Origin of the sequence: Pseudomonas sp. NPDC087817 (assembly GCF_044742875.1) — a bacterium.
In the GTDB taxonomy this organism is placed as follows: Bacteria; Pseudomonadota; Gammaproteobacteria; order Pseudomonadales; family Pseudomonadaceae; genus Aquipseudomonas.
Genome location: NZ_JBIUVJ010000061.1, coordinates 2,934 through 23,214 on the forward strand (window position 1 = coordinate 2,934; position 20,281 = coordinate 23,214).

A 20,281-nucleotide genomic window follows, 5' to 3' on the forward strand; every position below is an offset into this window, starting at 1 on the left:
CCACGGAGGCTGCGGCCAAAGGCCTGTTCGAAACGTCAACAGACGAAGCGACGGCAAAGGGCCGCATTATATCGGCCCTGCGCGCGGGGTACAGCGTGTTTATACGATAGAAACGGTCAATTGGACGGCTAACGCTGTCACTCGCGCGAAAACTCGACGAATGTCGCGATCACTTGCTCGATTTGCGAGCGATTGACGTCCATGTGCGTGACCATGCGCAGACGAGCGGCAGCGCTCAATTTGATCCCGCGCTCGGCGGCAAACGCCTTGAGCGCCTCGGCCTTGTCGCCCATCTGCACGTAAACCATGTTGGTCTGTACGGGCTCAACACTGAAGCCTGCGTCACGCAGACCTTCGGCGAGAAACTGCGCGTTGGCGTGGTCATCGGCCAGACGCTCGATATTGTGATCCAGCGCGTACAGCCCTGCTGCTGCCAGCAAACCGGCCTGACGCATACCACCGCCGACCATTTTGCGCAGGCGGCGAGCCTTGCCGATCAACTCGACCGAGCCGCACAGCACCGAACCAACCGGCGCGCCAAGGCCCTTGGACAGGCACACCGACACCGAATCGAAATGCTGGGTGATTTCCCGCGCATCGACCCCGAGCTTGACCGCCGCGTTGTACAAACGAGCGCCGTCCAAGTGCAGTTGCAGGCCGTGGTCCTGAGTGAATTGGCGCGCTCGCTCCAAGTATTCGAGCGGCAGCACTTTGCCTTGCATGGTGTTTTCCAGCGCCAGCAGGCGAGTCCGGGCGAAGTGGAAGTCATCCGGCTTGATTGCAGCAGCAACCTGATCCAGGCCCAGCGAACCGTCGGCCTGCACCTCCAGCGGCTGCGGCTGAATCGAACCGAGCACCGCTGCGCCGCCGCCCTCGTACTTATAGGTGTGCGCCTGTTGGCCAACGATGTACTCGTCACCGCGCTCGCAGTGCGCCATCAAACCGAGCAGGTTGCTCATGGTGCCGGTCGGCACGAACAGCGCAGCGGCGAAACCCAGTCGTTTTGCCAGTTCGGCTTCCAGACGATTTACCGTCGGATCTTCGCCATACACATCATCGCCGGTGGCCGCCGCGGTCATCGCGTCGAGCATGGCGGGAGTCGGTTGAGTGACGGTGTCGCTGCGAAGATCGATAACGCTCATGAACCTGGCCTCAAAGTCAGCAGGGAAAATCCCTTTACGAAGGTGAATTACTGCGGTCATTGCGCCGATTAATCAACCCTTGGCGCAGGAAAACACCATATCAGCGTTCAGAAAACTCGATAGCAATCATCAGAAAGGCGCAATGCACAGACACACAATCTGTGTTAAAAACGCTGCGCCGCCGAAAAAAGGGCGGCGTAAACGTTCTCAGGGCGGGGTGTAATTCCCCACCGGCGGTAATTGCGCGCAATGCGCATAGCCCGCGAGCGCTTGGTGACGAACACGGCTTAGGCGGTGGACGGCGACAAGGTCAGCAGACCCGGTGTGATTCCGGGGCCGACGGTCATAGTCCGGATGAAGAGAGAACGGGATTAACGCCAAAGGGCCGTCCGCGCGCTTCTGCGCTCGTGCGTACCCTTGAATCCCTTTCGATTCATAACGCCCTGTTTTTCACACAAACAGGAGTCAGAACATGCAACCCACCGCTATCGACAGCAAAAGCAAACACCCACACGGCGAGCGCGTTGCGTTCATCCAGGCCTGCTGGCACAAGGAAATCGTCGACCAGAGCCGCAAAGGCTTCCTCGCCGAAATGCTTGTTCAGGGTTATCAGGAATCGGACATCGATTTCTTTGAAGTCGGCGGCGCCTTTGAAATGCCCCTGCACGCCAAACTGCTGGCCAAGACCGGTCGTTATACGGGTATCGTCGCGGCAGCCCTCGTCGTGGACGGCGGCATCTACCGTCACGAGTTCGTCGCCCAGTCGGTGGTCAGCGGCCTGATGCAAGTGCAGCTGGAAACCGAAGTGCCGGTGTTCTCGGTGTCCCTGACCCCGCACCACTTCCATGCCGGCGAAGAACATCAGAAGTTCTTCTTCGAACACTTTGTACACAAGGGTCAGGAAGCGGCGAAGACGTGCGCGGATACGCTGCAGAAGGTTCGTGCGTTGCGCCGCACTGAGCCGCGTGCTGTAGCGGTGTAAACAGGATGAGTGAGATCTCTGGTCTCACTCATCCCCTGTGGGAGCGGGCTTGCCCGCGATAGCGGTGGATCAGTTGCGCTAGATGTCGACTGACCGTACGCCATCGCGGGCAAGCCCGCTCCCACAGGGTTTTATGGCGATCAGGTCAGGCGAGATTTTCGTCGCTGGTCGGCACGATCAGGATGCCCGCGCGCAGGCCGTTCTTGACTTTGGGATTAGGGAAGATGATGCGTGCGCCCTCCTCCTCGATGACCCAACGGGTATTGGCCAGATCTTCGGCCAGCACGTAACCCATCTCCAACTCGGAAAAGTTCTCGATATCCTGCGGCAGGTTCAGTCGGAAGGCATCGCTGTGCTTGATGATTTCCCGCGCCACGCTGAATAGCTGCAAACCATCCAATTGCGCTTCAGCCATTTCCGGCTCATTGCCTTCAATGATCTGCTTCAAACGGGTTTCCAGCAGCGACACATTGACCCCGTCGTTCTGCCCGAACGGCCGAGCCTTGCCCAACTCCAGCGTGAAGGACTCGGCATCGAGCTTGTCGTAGGTGTACGAGCTGAACACGATCGATGGCTTGTTCTGCAACAGCACCGCTTCCATGCCCGCCGCACGCAGACGCGCCAGTTCCCGGCGGGAATGCTGACGACCTTCTTTCCACGGATACAAGGCGAACTGCTCGATCTTCGAGCCACGAATCGCCGTGTGCAGGTCGTAATGCAGACGCTGGCGATTTGGCAGGCTGAAGAAACTCGCCGCTAACCGCTCCAGCTCACAGGCGCGTATGGCTTCAGAACCGCTTGTTTGTTCATGACGGCCATTGAACAGCCGATTGACGTCCTGCTCGATGAAGCGCTCGCCTTTGCGAATCGCCTCGGGGTTGCCGAACAGGAACAGAATGCGGGCGCGTGGCTTCAGATCGCCACGAGCGATGTCGTGCAGCAACCGGTCGAGCAACTCGATCGGTGCTGTTTCGTTGCCATGAATGCCTGCCGACAGCAGCAGATCCAGGCCATTGTCGCGAGCTTCCGGGGGCCGGACTTCCAGCGCCCCTTCGCTCAACCAGCGCATGCGCACGCCTTCGACAGTCAGTTGAGTCTTCTCCGCCGGTTCGCGGCCGGCGAGGGTCAGTTCAAGCAGTTTGCCGAGGGCGAGCATAGAGCGGTTTCCTTAGTGATCGTGGTTGCAATCCGGGCCGTGAACGTGGTCTTCGTCGTCGCCGACGTCAGCCGGTTCCATTTCCAGTTGCAGACTTACCAGATTAGTCGCCAATGGGCGCAGCAGCAGGTTGGCGTATTCCGCGTCACCTTCTTCAACGTCCACGCCGATCAGCAGTTGGCCACGGCCGTCCTGCTGGATCCACAGCTCTTTGCCTTGCCACATGACCGCGACGCGGGTGCACGAGGTTTGCAGTTGCGTGCCGTCGGTGTCTTCAAGGATCAGCTGCAGGGAATCGCTCATGTTTTTACTCTCTTGGGGAGACAAGCCGTGCGCCGCGTTCAGGCAGCGCGCCGGCCATCAATTGATCTGGAATGGATAAACCGCGCCCAGTTTAAGGATTTGCGTCAGTTCATCCAGTGCCGTCCGGCATTCAAGCAGCAACTGCGGGTCCGCCAGATCGGTTTCGCTCAGGCGGTCGCGGTAGTGCTTTTCAACCCATGCGGTCAACGAACCGTATAACGGGGCCGTCATGATAACGCCTGGGTTGACCGCCGCCAGTTCCGTTTCATTCAGCGCGACGCGCAGTCGCAGGCACGCCGGGCCACCGCCGTTCTGCATGCTTTGCTTGAGATCGAAAACCTTCACTTCGCGGATCAGACCGCCGGAGCTGGTCAGGCTTTGCAGGTAAGCCCACACGCGCTCGTTGGCCTGGCACTCTTGCGGCACGATCAGCAGCATCGAACCGTCAGGGCGCGACAGCAACTGACTGTTGAACAGGTACGAACGCACGGCGTCATCCACGGTGACCGCCGAACGCGGCACGCAGATCGACTGGAAATTGCCGCCGACCTTGGCCAGCTTGCCTTGCAGTTCGACGAGCATCTGTTCGGTGTCGAGGAAAGCGTCCTCGTGGTAGAACAGCGCCTCGCCGTTACCCACCGCGATCACGTCGTTGTGGAACACGCCCTGATCGATCACGGCCGGGTTCTGCTGGGCGTAAACCACGCCGTCCTCACGCAGACCGTGCAGACGCGCGACCGCTTGCGACGCTTCAAGGGTCTGGCGCGCCGGGTACTTTTGCGGTGCTGGATAACGATTGTCGAAAGCACTGCGACCGAACACGAAGAACTCGACACCGGCCTCGCCGTACTCACGGCAGAAACGCGTGTGGTTGGCCGCGCCTTCGTCGCCGAACTGCGCCACCGCCGGCAATGCCGCGTGGTGGGCGAAGTGCTGCTGATTGGCGAACATCGCGCCGAGCACGCGGCTGGTGGTCGGGTGCTCGATGCTGCGGTGGTATTTGCAGTTGAGGTTGGCGGCAGTGAAATGCACGCGACCGTCAGCGGTGTCGGCACTCGGGCTGACCGTGGCGGCGTTCGCCACCCACATGCTCGACGCCGAGCAACTGGCGACCAGCAGCGGCATGGCTTCTTTGGCGGCGCGCTCGATCACTTGAGCGTCGGTGCCGCTGAAACCCAGACGGCGCAGCGCGGCCACGTCCGGACGTTCCTGCGGCGCCAGTACGCCTTGCTGAAAGCCCATTTCCATCAGCGCTTTCATTTTCGCCAGACCTTGCAGCGCCGCTTCCTTCGGATTCGAAGACTGCTGGCTGTTGCTCTGCGATGCAACGTTGCCGTAGGACAGACCACCGTAGTTATGGGTCGGCCCCACTAGACCGTCAAAATTGACTTCATAGGATTTCATCAGCGAGGCTCCACGAAAATCTGTTGTTATAGGCTTCAGTAACTAACTGTTCAGTGCGACCGCGTTGCGGCCATCGCTGGCAAGCCAGCTCCCACAAGTTCGGTGGTGTTCACAGATTCTGTGTACACCTCAATCCCTGTGGGAGCTGGCTTGCCAGCGATTGGCATCACGCCATTTTCACGCCTGGGGTCAGAGCCGCAGGCAACACCAGGCTCGGCGTTTCCAGCGACGCCACCGGGTACGCGCAGTAATCCGCTGCGTAGTAGGCGCTGGCGCGATGGTTGCCCGACGCACCGACACCGCCGAACGGCGCGCTGCTCGCTGCACCGGTCAGTTGTTTGTTCCAGTTGACGATACCGGCGCGGCTTTCCAGCCAGAACTGCTGGTAACGTGCTTCGGAATCCGACAACAAACCTGCGGCCAGACCAAAAGCGGTGTTGTTGGCTTCAACAATCGCCGCTTCAAAATCGGCGTAGCGGATCACTTGCAACAGTGGGCCAAACAGCTCTTCGTCGGAGCGCTCGGCCACCGCCGTCACATCGACAATGCCCGGCGTCAGCAGCGCGGCTTGTGCCTGCGGCTGAGTCATCGCCAGCAACGACACGGCGCCGTTGGCCAGCAGATGTGCCTGGGCATCCATCAGCGCTTTCGCCGCGCCGAGGGAAATCACCGAGCCCATGAATGGCGCCGGTTGCTGATCGAACGCACCCACTTCAATAGTCGCGCAGACCTCAACCAGACGCTTGAGCAAGCTGTCGCCCCACGCGCCTTGCGGCACCAGTAGACGACGCGCGCATGTGCAGCGTTGACCCGCCGAGATGAACGCCGACTGAATAATCGTGTAGACCGCCGCATCCAGATCCGCGACCTGATCGACCACCAGCGGGTTATTGCCGCCCATTTCCAGCGCCAGAATCTTGTCCGGACGCCCGGCGAATTGCTGATGCAGATGATTGCCGGTACGGCTGGAGCCAGTGAAGAACAGACCGTCGATGCCCGGGTTCGCCGCCAGCGCGATGCCGGTTTCGCGAGCGCCTTGCAGCAGGTTCAAAACGCCTGCCGGCAGACCGGCTTCGATCCAGCACTTGACCGTCAGCTCGGCGACTTTCGGGGTCAGCTCGCTTGGCTTGAACAGCACGCTGTTACCGGCCAGCAGCGCCGGCACGATGTGACCGTTCGGCAAGTGGCCAGGGAAGTTATAAGGCCCGAACACCGCCACCACGCCGTGCGGCTTGTGGCGCAACACGGCGGTGGCGTCGCCCAATGGGCCGCTCTTCTCGCCGGTACGCTCGCGGTAGCTCTGCACCGAAATCGCGATTTTGTTGACCATGCTGGTCACTTCGGTCGCGGCTTCCCACAGCGGCTTGCCGGTCTCTTCACCAATGGTGCGGGCCAGTTCGTCGGCGTGGTTTTTCAGGGCGGCGGCGAACGCTTCGAGGACGGCGATGCGTTCGTCCAGTGAACGACGTGCCCAACCCGGGAATGCCTGACGTGCAGCTTGCACGGCGGATTCGACCTGAGCGGCAGTGGCGCCCTCCCCCGACCACAGCACTTGCTGGGTCACCGGATTCAGCGATTGAAAAGCCTCGCCCTGACCGGCCAGCCACTCACCTGCGATGTATAGCGAATTCATTATTTCGACTCCCGTGCAGCGGACAACGCTACGGCACGCACTTGATCGCCCGCGTTGAGTTGAAGACGTTTGGCGGTCAGTGGATCAACGACCAAAGTACCGGCGGCCAGACGGGCCGGCGCAGCAGTGATGCGGCAGTCTTCGCGCTTGCGGTTATGGATGATGAACGGCGTGGCGTCGTCGCCCGGCGTCCCCACGGCCAGCACCAGCGCTTCACTGTCACGCACTGCGCGGATCTTGCTGGTTTCGCATTCGATGGCCGGGCCGGCGTCGAAGATGTCGACGTAACCCTGATAGCTGAAACCTTCGCTCTTGAGCATCGCCAGCGCGGGCTCGGTGTCCGGGTGCACCTGGCCGATCACGCCTCGCGCATCCTCGGACAGGAAGCAGGTGTACAGCGGAAACTTCGGCATCAGTTCAGCGATGAAAGCCTTGTTGCCGACACCGGTCAGGTAATCGGCCTGGCTGAATTCCATCTTGAAGAAATGCCGGCCCAGGCTTTCCCAGAACGGCGAGCGCCCGGCTTCATCGGACACACCACGCATCTCGGCGATGATCTTGTTGCCGAACAGCTCAGGGAACTCGGCGATGAACAGCATCCGCGCCTTCGACAACATGCGGCCGTTGAGGCCGTTGCGGTAATCGGCGTGGAGGAACAGCGAGCACAGTTCGGAGTTGCCGGTCAGGTCGTTGGCGAGGAACAGCGTCGGAATCTCGCGATAGATGTTCAACTCCTGCGAGGCGCTGACGGTCAGGCCGACACGGAAGTTGTACCAAGGCTCACGCAGACCGACTGCGCCGGCAATGGCGGAAATCCCCACCACGCGACCGTCGTCGTCTTCGAGCACGAACAGGTAGTCGGTATCGCCACGGCCGGCCTCACCGCGAAAGGTCTTCTCGGCCCAGCCGACCCGATGCGCCAGGCGTTCTTCGTTGGCCGGCAAGGTGGTCAGGCCGGTGCCGGTGCTGCGGGCCAGCTCGATCAGCGCGGATAAATCGCTGCTGCGTACGGGACGAACAATCATGCTATCTCCTCAAACGGGCCGCTCTCGCCACCCGTGAAACTCGCTAAGGCGTTAAACCGCCACCAGGCGCACGCTGGCACCTTCACCGACGCCCAGGGCTTCGGCCGCTTCCAGATCCAGAGTCACCGGTTTGCCCGGCGCGTAATCCAGTTCAAGCAGCACGGCGCGGTAATCCTGCAACTGCGCGTTGGCCACCAGATACTGGCGCCCGGCACCTTTGACATGCTCGCCGATCTTCACCGGCACCACGCGGCTCTGGGCGATCGAACGGATCCCCGAAACACGTGCATGCAGGGTCGGACCGCCGTCGAAAATGTCGATGTAGTGATCGGTCTCGAAGCCTTCGCGCATCAGGATGTCGAAGGTGATCTGCGCACGCGGGTGCACCTGGCCCATCGCTTCCTGAGCGGAGTCCGGCAGCAGCGGCACATAGATCGGGTAATGCGGCATCAGTTCGGCGAGGAACGTACGGCTCTTGAGACCGCACAGACGCTCGGCCGCGGCGTAGTTGAGGTCGAAGAAGTTGCGCCCGATGGCGTCCCAGAACGGCGAGTCGCCATTCTCGTCGCTGTAACCGACGATCTCGGTCACCACCGAATCGGCGAAACGCTCGGGGTGGCTGGCAACGAACAACAGACGGCCACGGGAGTTGAGCTCGGACCACGGCGACCCCACCAGTTCGCGCTGCACGTAGAAACTGGTCAGCAAGCTGTTGCCGGTCAGGTCGTGGCACTGCGAAAGCACGTGGATCTTGTTGTGGATCTTCAGCTCGCGGGAGGCGTGGACGAAGGTCTCGTTGCGGAAGCTGTAGAACGGCTCGGAATAACCGGCCGAAGCGACAATGGCCGAGCAACCGACCAGTTTGCCGGTGGCGGTGTCTTCGAGGACAAAGAAATAGCTCTCCTCACCATTGAAGCTCACTTCAGCGGCAAACGAGGCTTCGCTCGCAGCGATCTTGTCGCTCAGACGTTCCACGTCATCCGGCAAGGAAGTGACACCAATCGGGCTGTCCGCAGCCAGACGCTGTACCTCGCCCAGATCAGCCATTTGCGCAGGGCGCATCACCAGCATGGTGTCACTCCTTTCTCTTATAAAAATTTACTGAAAAAAAAACACCGGACCTTGTAGGGGTGAGCCTTTGTGGTGAGGGGATTTATCCCCGATGGGGCGCGTAGCGGCCCTCAAAAAGCTTGGGGCTGCTGCGCAGCCCATCGGGGATAAATCCCCTCACCACAAGCCCGCTCCCACATTTGATATTGCCCGGTATCAAAAATTTTGATCGACGCCTGAAAAACTCCAGGCGTCGAAAGGTCTATCAGGCTTGCGTCAGTTTTGCGGCAGCGCGTTCGAAGCGGTCCAGACCGGCATCGATATCGGCGTCTTCGACCACCAGGCTCGGCGCGAAACGGATCACGTCCGGGCCGGCCTGCAGAATCATCAGGCCTTCTTTTTCAGCGGCGTTGAAGATGCCCTTGGCCTTGCCTTTCCAGGCTTCGCTCAGCACACAACCGATCAACAGACCGAGACCACGCACCTGAGTGAACAGGCCGTACTTCTCGCCGATCTGCTGCAGGCGGGTCTTGAATTTGTCGTGCTTGGCGTTGACGCCGCTCAGCACTTCAGGGGTGTTGATCACGTCGATCACCGCTTCGGCGACGGCGCACGCCAGCGGGTTGCCGCCGTAAGTGGTGCCGTGGGTGCCGACGACCAGATGCTTGGCCAGCGCTTCGGTGGTCAGCATGGCCGCGATCGGGAAACCGCCGCCCAGGCTCTTGGCGCTGGTGAGGATGTCCGGGATCACGCCGTAATGCTGGTAGGCGAACAGGTGGCCGGTACGCCCCATGCCGGTCTGCACTTCGTCGAACACCAGCAACGCGTTGTTCGCGTCGCACAGTTCACGGGCACCTTGCAGGTAAGCCAGTTCGGCCGGCAGGACGCCGCCCTCGCCCTGGATCGGCTCCAGAACCACTGCGCAAGTCTTATCGGAAACGGCGGCTTTCAGTGCTGCCAGATCGTTGTACGGAACGTGGGTGATGCCGGTGATTTTCGGACCGAAACCGTCGGAATACTTCGACTGGCCACCGACGTTAACGGTGAACAGAGTGCGTCCGTGGAAGCTGTTCAGTGCGGCGATGATTTCGTACTTCTCGCTGCCGAAACGATCGAACGCCACGCGACGGGCCAGCTTGAACGCGGCCTCGTTGGCTTCGGCGCCGGAGTTGCAGAAGAACACGCGCTCGGCGAACGTGGCGTCGATCAGCTTGTGCGCCAGACGCAGGGCCGGCTCGTTGGTGAACACGTTGGAAACGTGCCACAACTTGTTCGCTTGCTCGGTCAAGGCACCGACCAGCGCCGGATGCGCGTGGCCCAATACGTTGACGGCGATGCCGCCGGCGAAGTCGATCAGCTCGCGGCCGCTCTGGTCCCAGACACGGGAACCGGCGCCACGCACCGGTATGAAAGCGGCAGGCGCGTAGTTGGGAACCATAACCTGGTCGAAATCGGCGCGTTCTACCGCAGCGTGCTCAACGGACATCGGAGTCTCCTGATGAGGGCCACCCGCCTGAAACTGGCGAGCGATGGGGGGATTGTAAGGACAGTTTTCAGCCCGGCCTTGTCGCCAAGCGACAACTTCTTATAGCGCAAACCCCGGATTTTCCCGGGTTTACGGCAATGCGACATATAGCGTCGCAAAGGCGCAGTTTAAACCGGCATCGCCGATTTGCGGCAGGCCGCGCAGGATATCAATTCAGCCGGTTGTCACCGGCATAAATATGTACCGCACGTTGATCGCCACTGGCTGGTTTGCTGTCGGCTCTTCCAACGCTAAAGGAATGGCACATGCAATGGCCTGAAGGACAACAACCGGCAGCCCCGATCGATACGAGCGACGCGCAACATCCCGACGAACACTACTTGCACCTGGTAAATACCATTCCCGACTGGCTCGGCACAGCCTCGCCCCGCGTGCGCCTGGCCCTGCGCAGCAGTCAGCCCGCACTCCCGGCCTCGCTGCAGGCTGCGCCAGTCGGGCAACACCAGCAATTGCAGGCGCTTGGCGCCGCACACTGGCGCGCTCAGAGTGAGGTTGATCAACAACTCAAACACCTGCAAGACGTCAACGCCTTCGCCGAACCGCTGCTCAAAGCAGCCCTGAAAACCGCATGCGGTCTGGATCTGGATGTCAGGAAGACCTTTCTGCGCCTCTACGTTCCCGCCACGACGCCATGGTTTGCGATCAAAACCGGCGCATCTCGCGCCTGGACGGTCTCGTTACTCGACGCGGCACTGCACAACTTCGAAGACGCCGAAACCAAAGATGACGCCTATGAGCGCGAATCCACCTTCATCACCCAACCCTCCGCCAGCGGGCAGTTCGAAACGCTGCCTGCGATAAAGAGCAAGCTGAGCATCAGCGCCTTCATCAAGCTGTGCAGAACGCTGGACATCGGCGCTCAATACCAGACTTATCTGAAAAAACATCTCGGCTTCAACGATCCGGCCGCTGCTGCGGCACTGCAACGGAAAGTGACCACGAGCCAGCAAGCGGCACTCAAAGCCGCCCTGCAATGGGCCCGCATGAGTGGCGACCTCAGCGAGAACTGCTTTCGCCTGATCAACGGCTTGCTCGACGGCGTGCAGGGCATGCGGCTCGACGGCCAGACTCTGCTGTGTCACGACGTGTCGATGATGGCGGCACCGCTGACCGGGATTCTGGTCTTCGCTCCGGATGCCTACACGCCCCGGCACATCAGCCGGGTTGTTGCCTACGTTCCGGATGACCCGGAGCACCCGATCAAGGAGTACGCTTCCTCGGCCGCCATGGAAGCCGAACTCACCCGCCAGTTGCGTACGAAAGACTATCAGCGCTTCTTCAGCCGGTTTATCGATCAGGAACGCAGCGGTTTCTTCTTTGCCGACCTGCAGCAACGCCTGGCTCGCATCAAATGGCACAAACCCGAACCTGGCAGCTCCCTACCCGCGTGGCGAGAGGAGCCCATCGCCAAACCCGACTTGCAGCTGGTCAGCGCAGCGATCCCTGCTGAACTGTGGCGACATTCGTATCAGGCAAAACTGAACAAGATTCTCAACGACGCGAAAGTGATCGCCATCCCCACCGCAACGGTCGACAGCAGAGCCCGTTGGGCACGCTGGGATTCTCTGGTCAATATCGCGACCTCCATCATCGAAACAGCCGCTTTCGCGATTGCGCCATTCGTGCCCGGGCTGGGCGAGTTGATGATGAGCTACATGGCCTATCAACTGCTCAACGAGGCGTTCGAAGGCATCATCGACTGGACGCAGGCGAAAACCAGTGAGGCGTTCGAACACCTGATGGGCACGGTCGAATCCCTGGTTCAACTGGGTGCCTTTGCCGCAGGCGGCATGATCGGCATGGGCGAATACCGCAAGGTTCTGCCGAAAGAAATTGTCACGTTCATCGACCGCTTCAAACCCGTGGAACGGCCCGGCGGCCCTCCCCGTTACTGGGAACCGGACCTGACCCGCTACGAGCACAACGCCCCTCCCGCGCTAGACTCGCGGCCAGACGCGCGCGGCCTGCATCCCCATCAGGGCAAACAACTGCTGGCGCTGGAAGACGCACACTACGCGGTCAGTGAAGACTCGATTCCCGGTCAGTTCCGCATTGAGCACCCGACGCGCCCCGAGGCTTACAAACCGTTGTTGCGACACAACGGCGAAGGCGCCTGGCACAGCGAACTCGAACAGCCGCTAGCCTGGGACCAACCCACGGCCTTGCGCCGGATCGGCCATTCGGTCGAATCTTTCGAACCGGTTCAGCAAGAACGCATTTTGCACGTCAGCGGCTATAACGAAGACGCCCTGCGCAAAATGCACATTGATCAAGAGTCCGTACCGCCCCTGCTGGCCGATACCATCAAACGCTTCAAGATCGATCAGGATCTACAAGTCTTCATCGAGCAACTGGACAGCGCCGAGCATTACCGCGATGCCGATCCCCTGACACAACTGCAACTGCTGACAGAACACGGCGCATGGCCGAGCGGCAAACGCCTGTGTTACTTAAACAGCCAGGGCGAGCTGATCTGGCAATCATCCAGTGACGAAGCGCTGCCGACGATCACCGTTCGCCAGAACAGCGCGCAAGACGCTGACCTGCTGAAGAACTTGCTTGAGTCCCTTGATGAGCAAGACGTCAAAGGTCTGCTGGGAGAATCGTTCGGTGGCCCGACGCTTGCGCTCGATGTGCGCACGCAGGCACTTCGCAGACAACTGAGTCAATTCGCGCGGCAACACCGCTGCGCCATGTTCGAATCCCGCTACCAGCAACTGGAGACCACCGCCGATCCGCTGGCCGCACCGATCCGCCACTATGAGCCGCTGCTACCGGCCAGCGTCACCCGCGAACTGCTCGACACCGCCAACACCGCAGAGCTGCTGAGCATCAGCGAAGGGCAACTGCCCGAGCGTCAGCAGCAACTGGTGCAGCAGGCCAGTCAGCAAGTACGCATCAGCCGCGCCTATGAAGGCCTGGAACTGGACTCCGTGAGCAATGCGGATACCGACACCCTCGCCTTGCACAGCCTGCAACGCTTGCCCGGCTGGAGCGGACAAGTGCGCATCGAGATACGTGACGGTTTTTATGAGGGCCCGGTGCTCGACAGCACTGGGCCCGCCCAGGCCCGCGAGCAAAAAGTACTGGTGCGAAAAGCCGATAGCCGCTATCAGCCCTTTGACGATCGCGGCCAGGAACTGAGTGCCGACGGCGACTTCTTTTCCAGCGTCCTCCACGCCTTGCCGGATGCCGAGCGCCAGACGCTGGACCTGCGCATCGGCGACGCCGGCAGACTGAAACAGGCGATTCGGGCAAATCCGCTGGAGCGCGGCGAACTGCGGGTGGCGATGGCCCAGCCGCCACTGCCGGAACCGCTGATCGATACATTGCGCCTGCTCGGTGTCGAGGGTTATCGCCCCCTGTTCCGAGAGGCGCCGCGCACGCTGGAAGAGAGAGTACGCGAGATCTACCCCAGCGATTCGCTCGCCGAAATACAGGCATTCATTGACGAGCACCAAGGGCTCCCCGGCGGAGTACGCGGCGAACTCTCACGCCTTGATCGCGAGTACCGAAAACTCTGTGACGACCTGCGCCTCTGGGCGCTCGACGTGCCGCTCACCGACCCGCAGACCGGTCTGCCGTTGACGCCGACTCAGCGCCGCGCCGCCCTGCAAAGTCGTTCGATGCTCAGATCCCTCATCCAGCGTTGCTGGCGCAAACAGACCCGCGGACCCGCCGGATACATGCTGCAGATCACCGATCCGATTCTTGGCCATCTGCCCTCACTCGACGCCGACTTCAGCCATGTCACCACGCTGACAATCAATGGCAGTAAAGCCACCCGAGGCCTCGAACCGTTTTTACAACGCTTCCCCAAACTGATGTATCTCGACGTACAAAGCGCCAACTTGCCACAGCTGCCACCCGCGATCACCGCCATGCCGATTCTGCGGCACCTGATTCTGCGCGATTGCAGCCTGGGCCTTGGCGCTGCCGACCAGACTCTCCTGGCGTCACTGCCGGAGCTGACTTTTCTCGATCTGCAGGACAACCCGTTGGGCACATCGCCCGATATCCAGCCGATGACATCGCTGCGTTTCATCAACCTGACCAATACCGGTATCACCGCCCCCCCCGCCAATCTGTTACACCACCCGCGCCTGGTCACCGGCAAATTTGCCGGCAACCGCATCACCGAAATACCGGACGCGCTGTTTACCCTCAATAGTCTGCTCAGTGACGGGTTCAATTTCGCCGATAACCCGCTGAGCGCAGCGTCACGTGAGCGCGTGAAAGCCCACTATCAGCGCACCACAAAACACTTTGGCGTGCTGCCTGAAGAAGCCGACGTCACCCGCACGGTTGCCCTGTTTCCGACACTGGAGCCTGCCGAGGCTACCGACGTGCTCTATCAACTGCCGGGAACGCTGGATCAAGGGCGCACGCAATTGACCCAATGGGAGGCCGAACTCAGTCAGATGAAAGCTGATCTGGCGCAATGGAGCCGCGACACCCCCAAACGCAATCCCTCGAACGGTCAATTGCTGAACCTCAACGAACAGGCGAGCGAAGTCATGCACCGCGAGCGATTCGCTCAGACGCTGGAACAATTCTGGGGCACGAGAGACGCGCATCGGCCCAGCGTCCGCAGCAGTCATCTGGAAGCACAGGTCCAGTTCGCCGGCGACATGCCAACGCTGGCCGCCAATTTCAGCCACGTCTCCAAACTGAGCCTGACCGGCAATAAAAGCGCTTCATCCGTGACGGCATTTCTGCAGCGTTTTCAAAACCTGGAGGCGTTGCATTTGCGTCATTTCGATCTGGAGCCGGTGTCCACCTCGATCATCCACCTGCCGCGCCTGAGCACACTGGAACTGAAAGACTGCGCCGTCGTGCTGACACCGGAAAATCAGGACGCGCTCTGCGCCATGCCCCATCTGGAAACACTCGAACTGAGCAACAACCCGCTAGGCACACTGCCCGACCTCAACCTGCTTCCCCAACTGACTTATCTCGATGTGGCCAACACGGGTCTGTCGACATTGCCCGGCGGTGTCACCGATCACCCGCACTTGCGCACAATGATCTTCAGTGGCAACGCCTTCACCGAGCTGCCCGCAGCCCTGTTCGAGCTACCCTCCAATCGCAGCGACGGCTTCGACTTTGCCGACAACCCGTTAACGCCAGAAACCCGCGAACAGATAAAAACCTACTACCGCAAGCACGGCAACGACTTCGAAGTGCTGGCCGACGCGGCGGACATTGCCCTGGCCCGAAAACTGTTCCCCTCGCTGGATGCGCAAGAGGCCAGTGACATGATCTATGACTTGCCCGGCACCCTGAACGATGGCCATCTCCATCTCGGTCGCTGGCAAGCCGAATTCGACACAATGAAAGCCCAACTCGCCACATGGGCGTCTCAGGTTCCCATCCATAATCCCGTCACTGGCGAAGTCCTCACAGCCGTTGAAGTGTTCGACCAGTACGCGATCCGCTTGAACTTCAAACAAAAGCTGGAGGAGTTCTGGGCTCATCGTTCGGCTATTTCCGGGGCACGCGATACGGATTTATCCACGGCTTTGCCGTTCATGGGCGAGATGCCCGTGCTCACAGTGGATTTCAGCCACGTCTCGAATCTGGCCCTCAGGGGCAATCCTGCGCTACAAGGCGTCGAGTCGTTTCTCGATCTGTTTCCAAACGCGCAAACACTCGAGATGCGCGATTTCGAGCTGTCCGAACTGCCCACATCCATTGGCCGCATGACGGAACTCAAAGATCTGAACCTGCACAATTGTCAGATCACCCTGACCGCCGAAGGCCAGAATACGCTGACATCGCTGACCGAGCTTGAACGCCTGGATCTGAGTCAAAACCCGCTGGGCCTGGCGCCCGATCTGGCGACCATGCCGAGACTCAATGACGTACGTCTGTCCAACTGCAGCATCGCCGACCTGCCCAACGGTCTGGCTGATCATCCCAATCTCAGAACCGCCCTGCTCGACAGCAACCGCATCACTGAATTGCCTGCAGCATTTTTTCAGATTGACCTCGATCTGGCCGACGGCGTCGATCTGTATGGCAACCCGCTGTCGACAGCCAGTCGTGAGCGGATCAAGGCGTTTTACCTTGAGCACGCCTGCGATCTTGGTGTTTCGGCCGATCCCGCCGACCTCGCCCGGGCACGCGCACTCTTTCCGGCACTGCAAGATGGCGACGCCAGCCACATGCTCTACTCCCTGCCGGGCACACTGGATGCCGGTCGTGCCCAACTGCTGCGATGGGAAGGTGAAATCGCCCGGATGAACCGCGAGCTCGATGCCTGGACGCGAGCAATTACCGAGCATGACCCACAAACCGGCCAGGCGATCAGCGCAGACGACATGGCCAGCGAACGCAGCGCCAGAAGCGAGTTCAGCAGCAAACTGCAGCAGTTCTGGCGTCAGCGGCGAGCTGACAATCTGGAGTTGCGCTCCAATACCTTTATCGCAGATCTGACGTTCGACGGTGATCTGCCGGCGTTGTCGGCCGACTTCAGTCATGTCACGCAATTGTCACTGCTGGGCAAATCGACGCAGAACGTCCCCGACGCCTTCTTGAACTGCTTCCCGGGTTTGACTGGCCTGGAAATGCGCGACTTTGCCTTGGGCCGCTTGCCGCAGGCGCTGACCCGCATGCCCCAGCTCCAGACTCTGGTGCTGAGCAAATGCGGCGTGGTCTTCGACGCTCAGGCGCAAGTCGCACTGGCGGGTTTGCCACGCCTGGTGGGGCTTGACCTGTACCACAATCCACTTGCCGTGGCGCCCGACCTCTCCCCACTCAAGGCGCTGAGTTACCTCGACCTTGCCGGAACCGGGATCGATAGTGTCCCAACCGGCCTGACGCAGCTTGCTGACCTCCAGACCGCGTTATTGAACGATAACCGGATAACCGAGCTGCCTGACACGCTCTTCAACCTTCCCGACTCCATCAGCAAAGGCATTGATCTTGACAATAACCCGCTGTCGCCAGCGACCCGCGAGCAGATCAAGGCCTATTACCAACGTACCGGCAGCGATCTTTGCGTACTGGCCGAACAACCAGATATTGAGCTCGCACAAGCGCTGTACCCGCATCTGTCCGAAACCCAGGCCAGCGATCTGGTCTACGGGCTGCCCAGCACATTGGCCGACGGACGCCTTGAGCTGGCGCGTCGAAAAACCGAACTGAACAGCCTCATCAGCGAACTTGAAAGCTGGATGAATGCCCCCGTGTCTGATCCCGTCACACAGCTCCCCCTGGAGACAGAGCCACTGCTGCAGGAGCAGTACAAAAGAATGCAGGTGAAGAGCCGCCTGGAAGACGCTTGGCGGCGCAAGTCATCAGCAACACAGTCGGAATTTGTCTTGAATCTGGAGATGTCGTTCATCGGTGACCTGCCAGCCTTGCAAGCAGACTTCGGGCATATCCTCGAGCTGGATCTGACCAGCACCGCAGCGATTGCACCAAAAGCCGATGGCTGGCTCGGCCACTTCCCCAATCTGCAGAGCCTGAAAATGCGCGGCTTTGAACTGGGCAGTATTCCCGCCGAGGTTTTTGGCCTGAAGCAACTCACGCTGCTGAATCTGCCCGAATGCAACATCAGCCTGACGGAAGAAGCCGCGACCGCACTCGGCGCCCTTGAAGAGCTGGGCAATTTGAACTTGCGCAACAATCCGTTGGGACGGGCGCCGGACATCAGTCGCATGCAGCAACTGACCCACCTTGATCTGAGCAATACCGGACTCACCGAGACATGGCCGGCGCTGTTCGAAAGGATCACGCTCACTCACGCCGATCTATCCAACAACGCGATCATTGAGTTGCCGATCGAGTTTTTGCGCGGTGACCACCGACTGACTGCCGACTTCGACTTCAGCGGCAACCCGTTATCGGAGGTGGCGCGCAAACGACTTGCAGACTACGCACAAGTACGTGGAGCCAGGCTGGATGCACCGCGACTCTGGCGCCAGCAAATCGCCGAGACGGAAGACGAGTTCGAGGCCTTATGGCCTACAACGGGTTGGCGTTCGTTAAGGGTTCCGCGGCCTGGGGATTAATGGCCGCCCCCCACCCGACGCGGCTCAGCCGCGCTCGGGTGGCACCGACGACAATTCGAATGGGCTGCTGCTGCGCCGCTGGTTGCGATCTTCCCGTGGCGTGGCACCGAAGAAATTGCGGTAGGCGCTGGAGAAGTGCGGCCCCGAGGAGAAGCCGCACGACAGGCCGATCTGGATGATCGACTTGCTGGTTTGCATCAACATCTGCCGGGCCTTGTTCAGGCGCAGTTCCAGGTAGTACTGGCTCGGCACACGGTTGAGGTATTGCTTGAAGATCCGCTCCAACTGCCGGCGGGACACGCACACGTGCTGGGCGATTTCGTCGGTGGTCAGCGGCTCTTCGATGTTGGCTTCCATCAGCAACACGGCTTGCGTCAGTTTCGGATGACTGGAGCCGAGGCGGTTCTGCAATGGAATGCGCTGACGCTCGCCGCCTTCACGGATGCGCTCGACCACCAGTTCTTCCGAGACAGCACCGGCAAGTTCTGCGCCGTGGTCACGGGCCAGCACCGCCAGCAACAGATCAAGCACTGACATGCCGCCGCACGCGGTCAGGCGATCACGGTCCCAATCGAACAGATGACTGGTGGCGATGACTTTCGGAAAGCGTTCAGCGAAATCGTCCTGCCAGCGCCAGTGCACGGCAGCGCGATAACCGTCGAGCAAACCCAGTTGAGCCAATGGATACACGCCGGCAGACAGACCACCGATCACGCAACCGGCGCGCACCAGTTGCTTGAGCGCGCTGCTCAGTGGCGAGGCCAGTGCAGTCGGCGGCTCATCGGCCAGCAGGAACAGTTTCTGGAAGTTTTCGAGCTTGCCGGCCCACGGTTCGCCCGGCAATTGCCAAGCGCCTTCGACCGGCGACTCGGCCTGCAGAAAAGACAATTCGTAAACAACGTCCGGGTGCACCCGCTGCGCAACACGCAAGGCCTCCTCCGCCAGCGCCAAAGTCAGAGCTTTAGTGCTGGGCCAAATCAGGAAACCAATTCGATGGGCAGTCATGGGCGGGCGATCCGAAACGAAAAACAATGATGAAGGCATGGGCCAATGCTAGCCCGGAAATGAACACAAATCTCAAAGCCGACGCAGACCCATTGTGGGAGCTGGCTTGCCAGCGATGGCGGTGTATCTGTACCAGAAATGTCATCTGGCCCACCGCTATCGCTGGCAAGCCAGCTCCCACAGGGATTGTAGCCAGCCTTCAGGCTGCGAAGCATGCACTATTCCGGTGCATATCGGCAGTTCTGTTTACTTGAGGCTGCCCGACAGGAATTGCTGCAAACGCTCCGATTGCGGATTGACCAGCACTTCGCGCGGGTTGCCGCTTTCTTCAACAACACCTTTGTGCAGGAACACCAACTGGTTCGACACTTCGCGGGCAAAGCCCATTTCGTGGGTCACCACAACCATGGTCCGGCCTTCCTGAGCCAGCGCCTGCATGACCTTCAGCACGTCGCCAACCAGTTCCGGGTCGAGCGCCGAAGTCGGTTCGTCGAACAGCATCACCTCAGGTTCCATCGCCAGCGCACGGGCAATCGCCACACGCTGCTGCTCGCCACCGGACATGTGCCCAGGGAACGCGTCTTTGCGATGAGCCACGCCAACCTTGTTCAGGTAGTGCTCGGCTTTCTCGCGGGCTTCAGCCTTGGACACGCCCAGTACATGCACCGGCGCTTCCATGATGTTTTCCAGCGCGGTCATGTGCGACCACAGGTTGAAATGCTGGAACACCATCGACAGGCGCGAACGCATGCGTTGCAGCTGTTTCGGATCAGCGGCTTTCAGCGCGCCGTCCTTGTTCGCCACGAGTTTGAGCTCTTCGTTGTTGAGCAGGATCTTGCCCGCGTGCGGCTGCTCACGCAGGTTGATGCAGCGCAGGACAGTACTTTTGCCGGAGCCACTGGAGCCGATGATGCTGATCACATCGCCGGCTGCCGCTTTCAGGGAAACACCCTTGAGCACTTCGTGACTGCCATAGCGTTTATGCAGGTCTTGGACTTCAAGTTTGTACATGCGGTC

Annotated in this window: 12 protein-coding genes and 1 riboswitch; of the genes, 2 read left to right on the top strand and 10 right to left on the bottom strand. The window is 60.4% G+C overall.

Features of this window, described 5'->3' with window-relative positions; translation table 11 throughout:
• Positions 1-137: 137 nt before the first annotated feature.
• Positions 138-1,142: a low-specificity L-threonine aldolase gene (gene ltaE / locus ACIONG_RS25075; RefSeq protein ID WP_401303367.1), complete on the bottom strand. Its 1,005-nt coding sequence runs from the start codon at positions 1,140-1,142 to the stop codon at positions 138-140.
• Between the two features lie 199 nt (positions 1,143-1,341).
• Positions 1,342-1,513, top strand: a riboswitch (FMN riboswitch).
• 101 nt (positions 1,514-1,614) lie between these two features.
• Here ltaE and ACIONG_RS25080 point away from each other — a divergent pair.
• Positions 1,615-2,124, top strand: coding sequence for a 6,7-dimethyl-8-ribityllumazine synthase (locus ACIONG_RS25080; RefSeq protein WP_401303369.1), 510 nt, complete (start codon positions 1,615-1,617; stop codon positions 2,122-2,124).
• Between the two features lie 145 nt (positions 2,125-2,269).
• Here the strand turns inward: ACIONG_RS25080 and astE are convergent, their stop codons facing one another.
• From astE to ACIONG_RS25115, 7 genes are all read right to left on the bottom strand, one after another.
• Positions 2,270-3,280 carry a succinylglutamate desuccinylase gene (gene astE, locus ACIONG_RS25085; protein WP_103304072.1) on the bottom strand — a complete coding sequence of 337 codons (1,011 nt, stop codon included), beginning with the start codon at positions 3,278-3,280 and terminating at the stop codon, positions 2,270-2,272.
• Between the two features lie 12 nt (positions 3,281-3,292).
• Positions 3,293-3,583 (bottom strand): hypothetical protein, encoded by a 291-nt coding sequence (locus tag ACIONG_RS25090; protein WP_016983958.1) that lies wholly within the window; start codon positions 3,581-3,583, stop codon positions 3,293-3,295.
• A gap of 57 nt (positions 3,584-3,640) precedes the next feature.
• Complete coding sequence (astB, locus tag ACIONG_RS25095) at positions 3,641-4,987, bottom strand: N-succinylarginine dihydrolase (RefSeq protein WP_401303371.1); 1,347 nt, start codon at positions 4,985-4,987, stop codon at positions 3,641-3,643.
• Between the two features lie 166 nt (positions 4,988-5,153).
• Positions 5,154-6,623 (bottom strand): succinylglutamate-semialdehyde dehydrogenase, encoded by a 1,470-nt coding sequence (gene astD / locus ACIONG_RS25100; RefSeq protein ID WP_401303384.1) that lies wholly within the window; start codon positions 6,621-6,623, stop codon positions 5,154-5,156.
• Positions 6,620-7,645: an arginine N-succinyltransferase gene (gene astA / locus ACIONG_RS25105; RefSeq protein ID WP_315448645.1), complete on the bottom strand. Its 1,026-nt coding sequence runs from the start codon at positions 7,643-7,645 to the stop codon at positions 6,620-6,622. The genes astD and astA overlap by 4 nt, the downstream gene beginning before the upstream one ends.
• 51 nt (positions 7,646-7,696) lie before the next feature.
• Entirely contained in the window at positions 7,697-8,716 is a 1,020-nt protein-coding gene (gene aruF / locus ACIONG_RS25110; protein ID WP_103304068.1) for an arginine/ornithine succinyltransferase subunit alpha, read from the bottom strand.
• Positions 8,717-8,960: 244 nt separating this feature from the next.
• Entirely contained in the window at positions 8,961-10,181 is a 1,221-nt protein-coding gene (locus ACIONG_RS25115) for an aspartate aminotransferase family protein (protein WP_401303374.1), read from the bottom strand.
• Between the two features lie 305 nt (positions 10,182-10,486).
• Here ACIONG_RS25115 and ACIONG_RS25120 point away from each other — a divergent pair, with 305 nt between their 5' ends.
• Positions 10,487-18,259, top strand: a complete 7,773-nt coding sequence (locus ACIONG_RS25120) for a dermonecrotic toxin domain-containing protein (RefSeq protein WP_401303376.1) — start codon at positions 10,487-10,489, stop codon at positions 18,257-18,259.
• A gap of 24 nt (positions 18,260-18,283) precedes the next feature.
• Here ACIONG_RS25120 and argR read toward each other — a convergent pair whose 3' ends face one another.
• Both argR and ACIONG_RS25130 read right to left on the bottom strand, forming a co-directional pair.
• Entirely contained in the window at positions 18,284-19,264 is a 981-nt protein-coding gene (gene argR, locus ACIONG_RS25125) for a transcriptional regulator ArgR (RefSeq protein WP_213026347.1), read from the bottom strand.
• A 246-nt stretch (positions 19,265-19,510) separates the two neighbouring features.
• On the bottom strand, positions 19,511-20,275 hold the full coding sequence (locus ACIONG_RS25130) for an ABC transporter ATP-binding protein (protein WP_401303379.1): 765 nt from the start codon (positions 20,273-20,275) through the stop codon (positions 19,511-19,513).
• Between the last annotated feature and the right edge of the window lie 6 nt (positions 20,276-20,281).

Excerpts from the sequence above, each read along its gene's own strand:
- ltaE (WP_401303367.1), bottom strand. The coding sequence starts at position 1,142 with ATGAGCGTTATCGATCTTCGCAGCGACACCGTCACTCAACCGACTCCC.
- ACIONG_RS25080 (WP_401303369.1), top strand. The coding sequence starts at position 1,615 with ATGCAACCCACCGCTATCGACAGCAAAAGCAAACACCCACACGGCGAG.
- astE (WP_103304072.1), bottom strand. The coding sequence starts at position 3,280 with ATGCTCGCCCTCGGCAAACTGCTTGAACTGACCCTCGCCGGCCGCGAA.
- ACIONG_RS25090 (WP_016983958.1), bottom strand. The coding sequence starts at position 3,583 with ATGAGCGATTCCCTGCAGCTGATCCTTGAAGACACCGACGGCACGCAA.
- astB (WP_401303371.1), bottom strand. The coding sequence starts at position 4,987 with ATGAAATCCTATGAAGTCAATTTTGACGGTCTAGTGGGGCCGACCCAT.
- astA (WP_315448645.1), bottom strand. The coding sequence starts at position 7,645 with ATGATTGTTCGTCCCGTACGCAGCAGCGATTTATCCGCGCTGATCGAG.
- aruF (WP_103304068.1), bottom strand. The coding sequence starts at position 8,716 with ATGCTGGTGATGCGCCCTGCGCAAATGGCTGATCTGGGCGAGGTACAG.
- ACIONG_RS25115 (WP_401303374.1), bottom strand. The coding sequence starts at position 10,181 with ATGTCCGTTGAGCACGCTGCGGTAGAACGCGCCGATTTCGACCAGGTT.
- ACIONG_RS25120 (WP_401303376.1), top strand. The coding sequence starts at position 10,487 with ATGCAATGGCCTGAAGGACAACAACCGGCAGCCCCGATCGATACGAGC.
- argR (WP_213026347.1), bottom strand. The coding sequence starts at position 19,264 with ATGACTGCCCATCGAATTGGTTTCCTGATTTGGCCCAGCACTAAAGCT.
- ACIONG_RS25130 (WP_401303379.1), bottom strand. The coding sequence starts at position 20,275 with ATGTACAAACTTGAAGTCCAAGACCTGCATAAACGCTATGGCAGTCAC.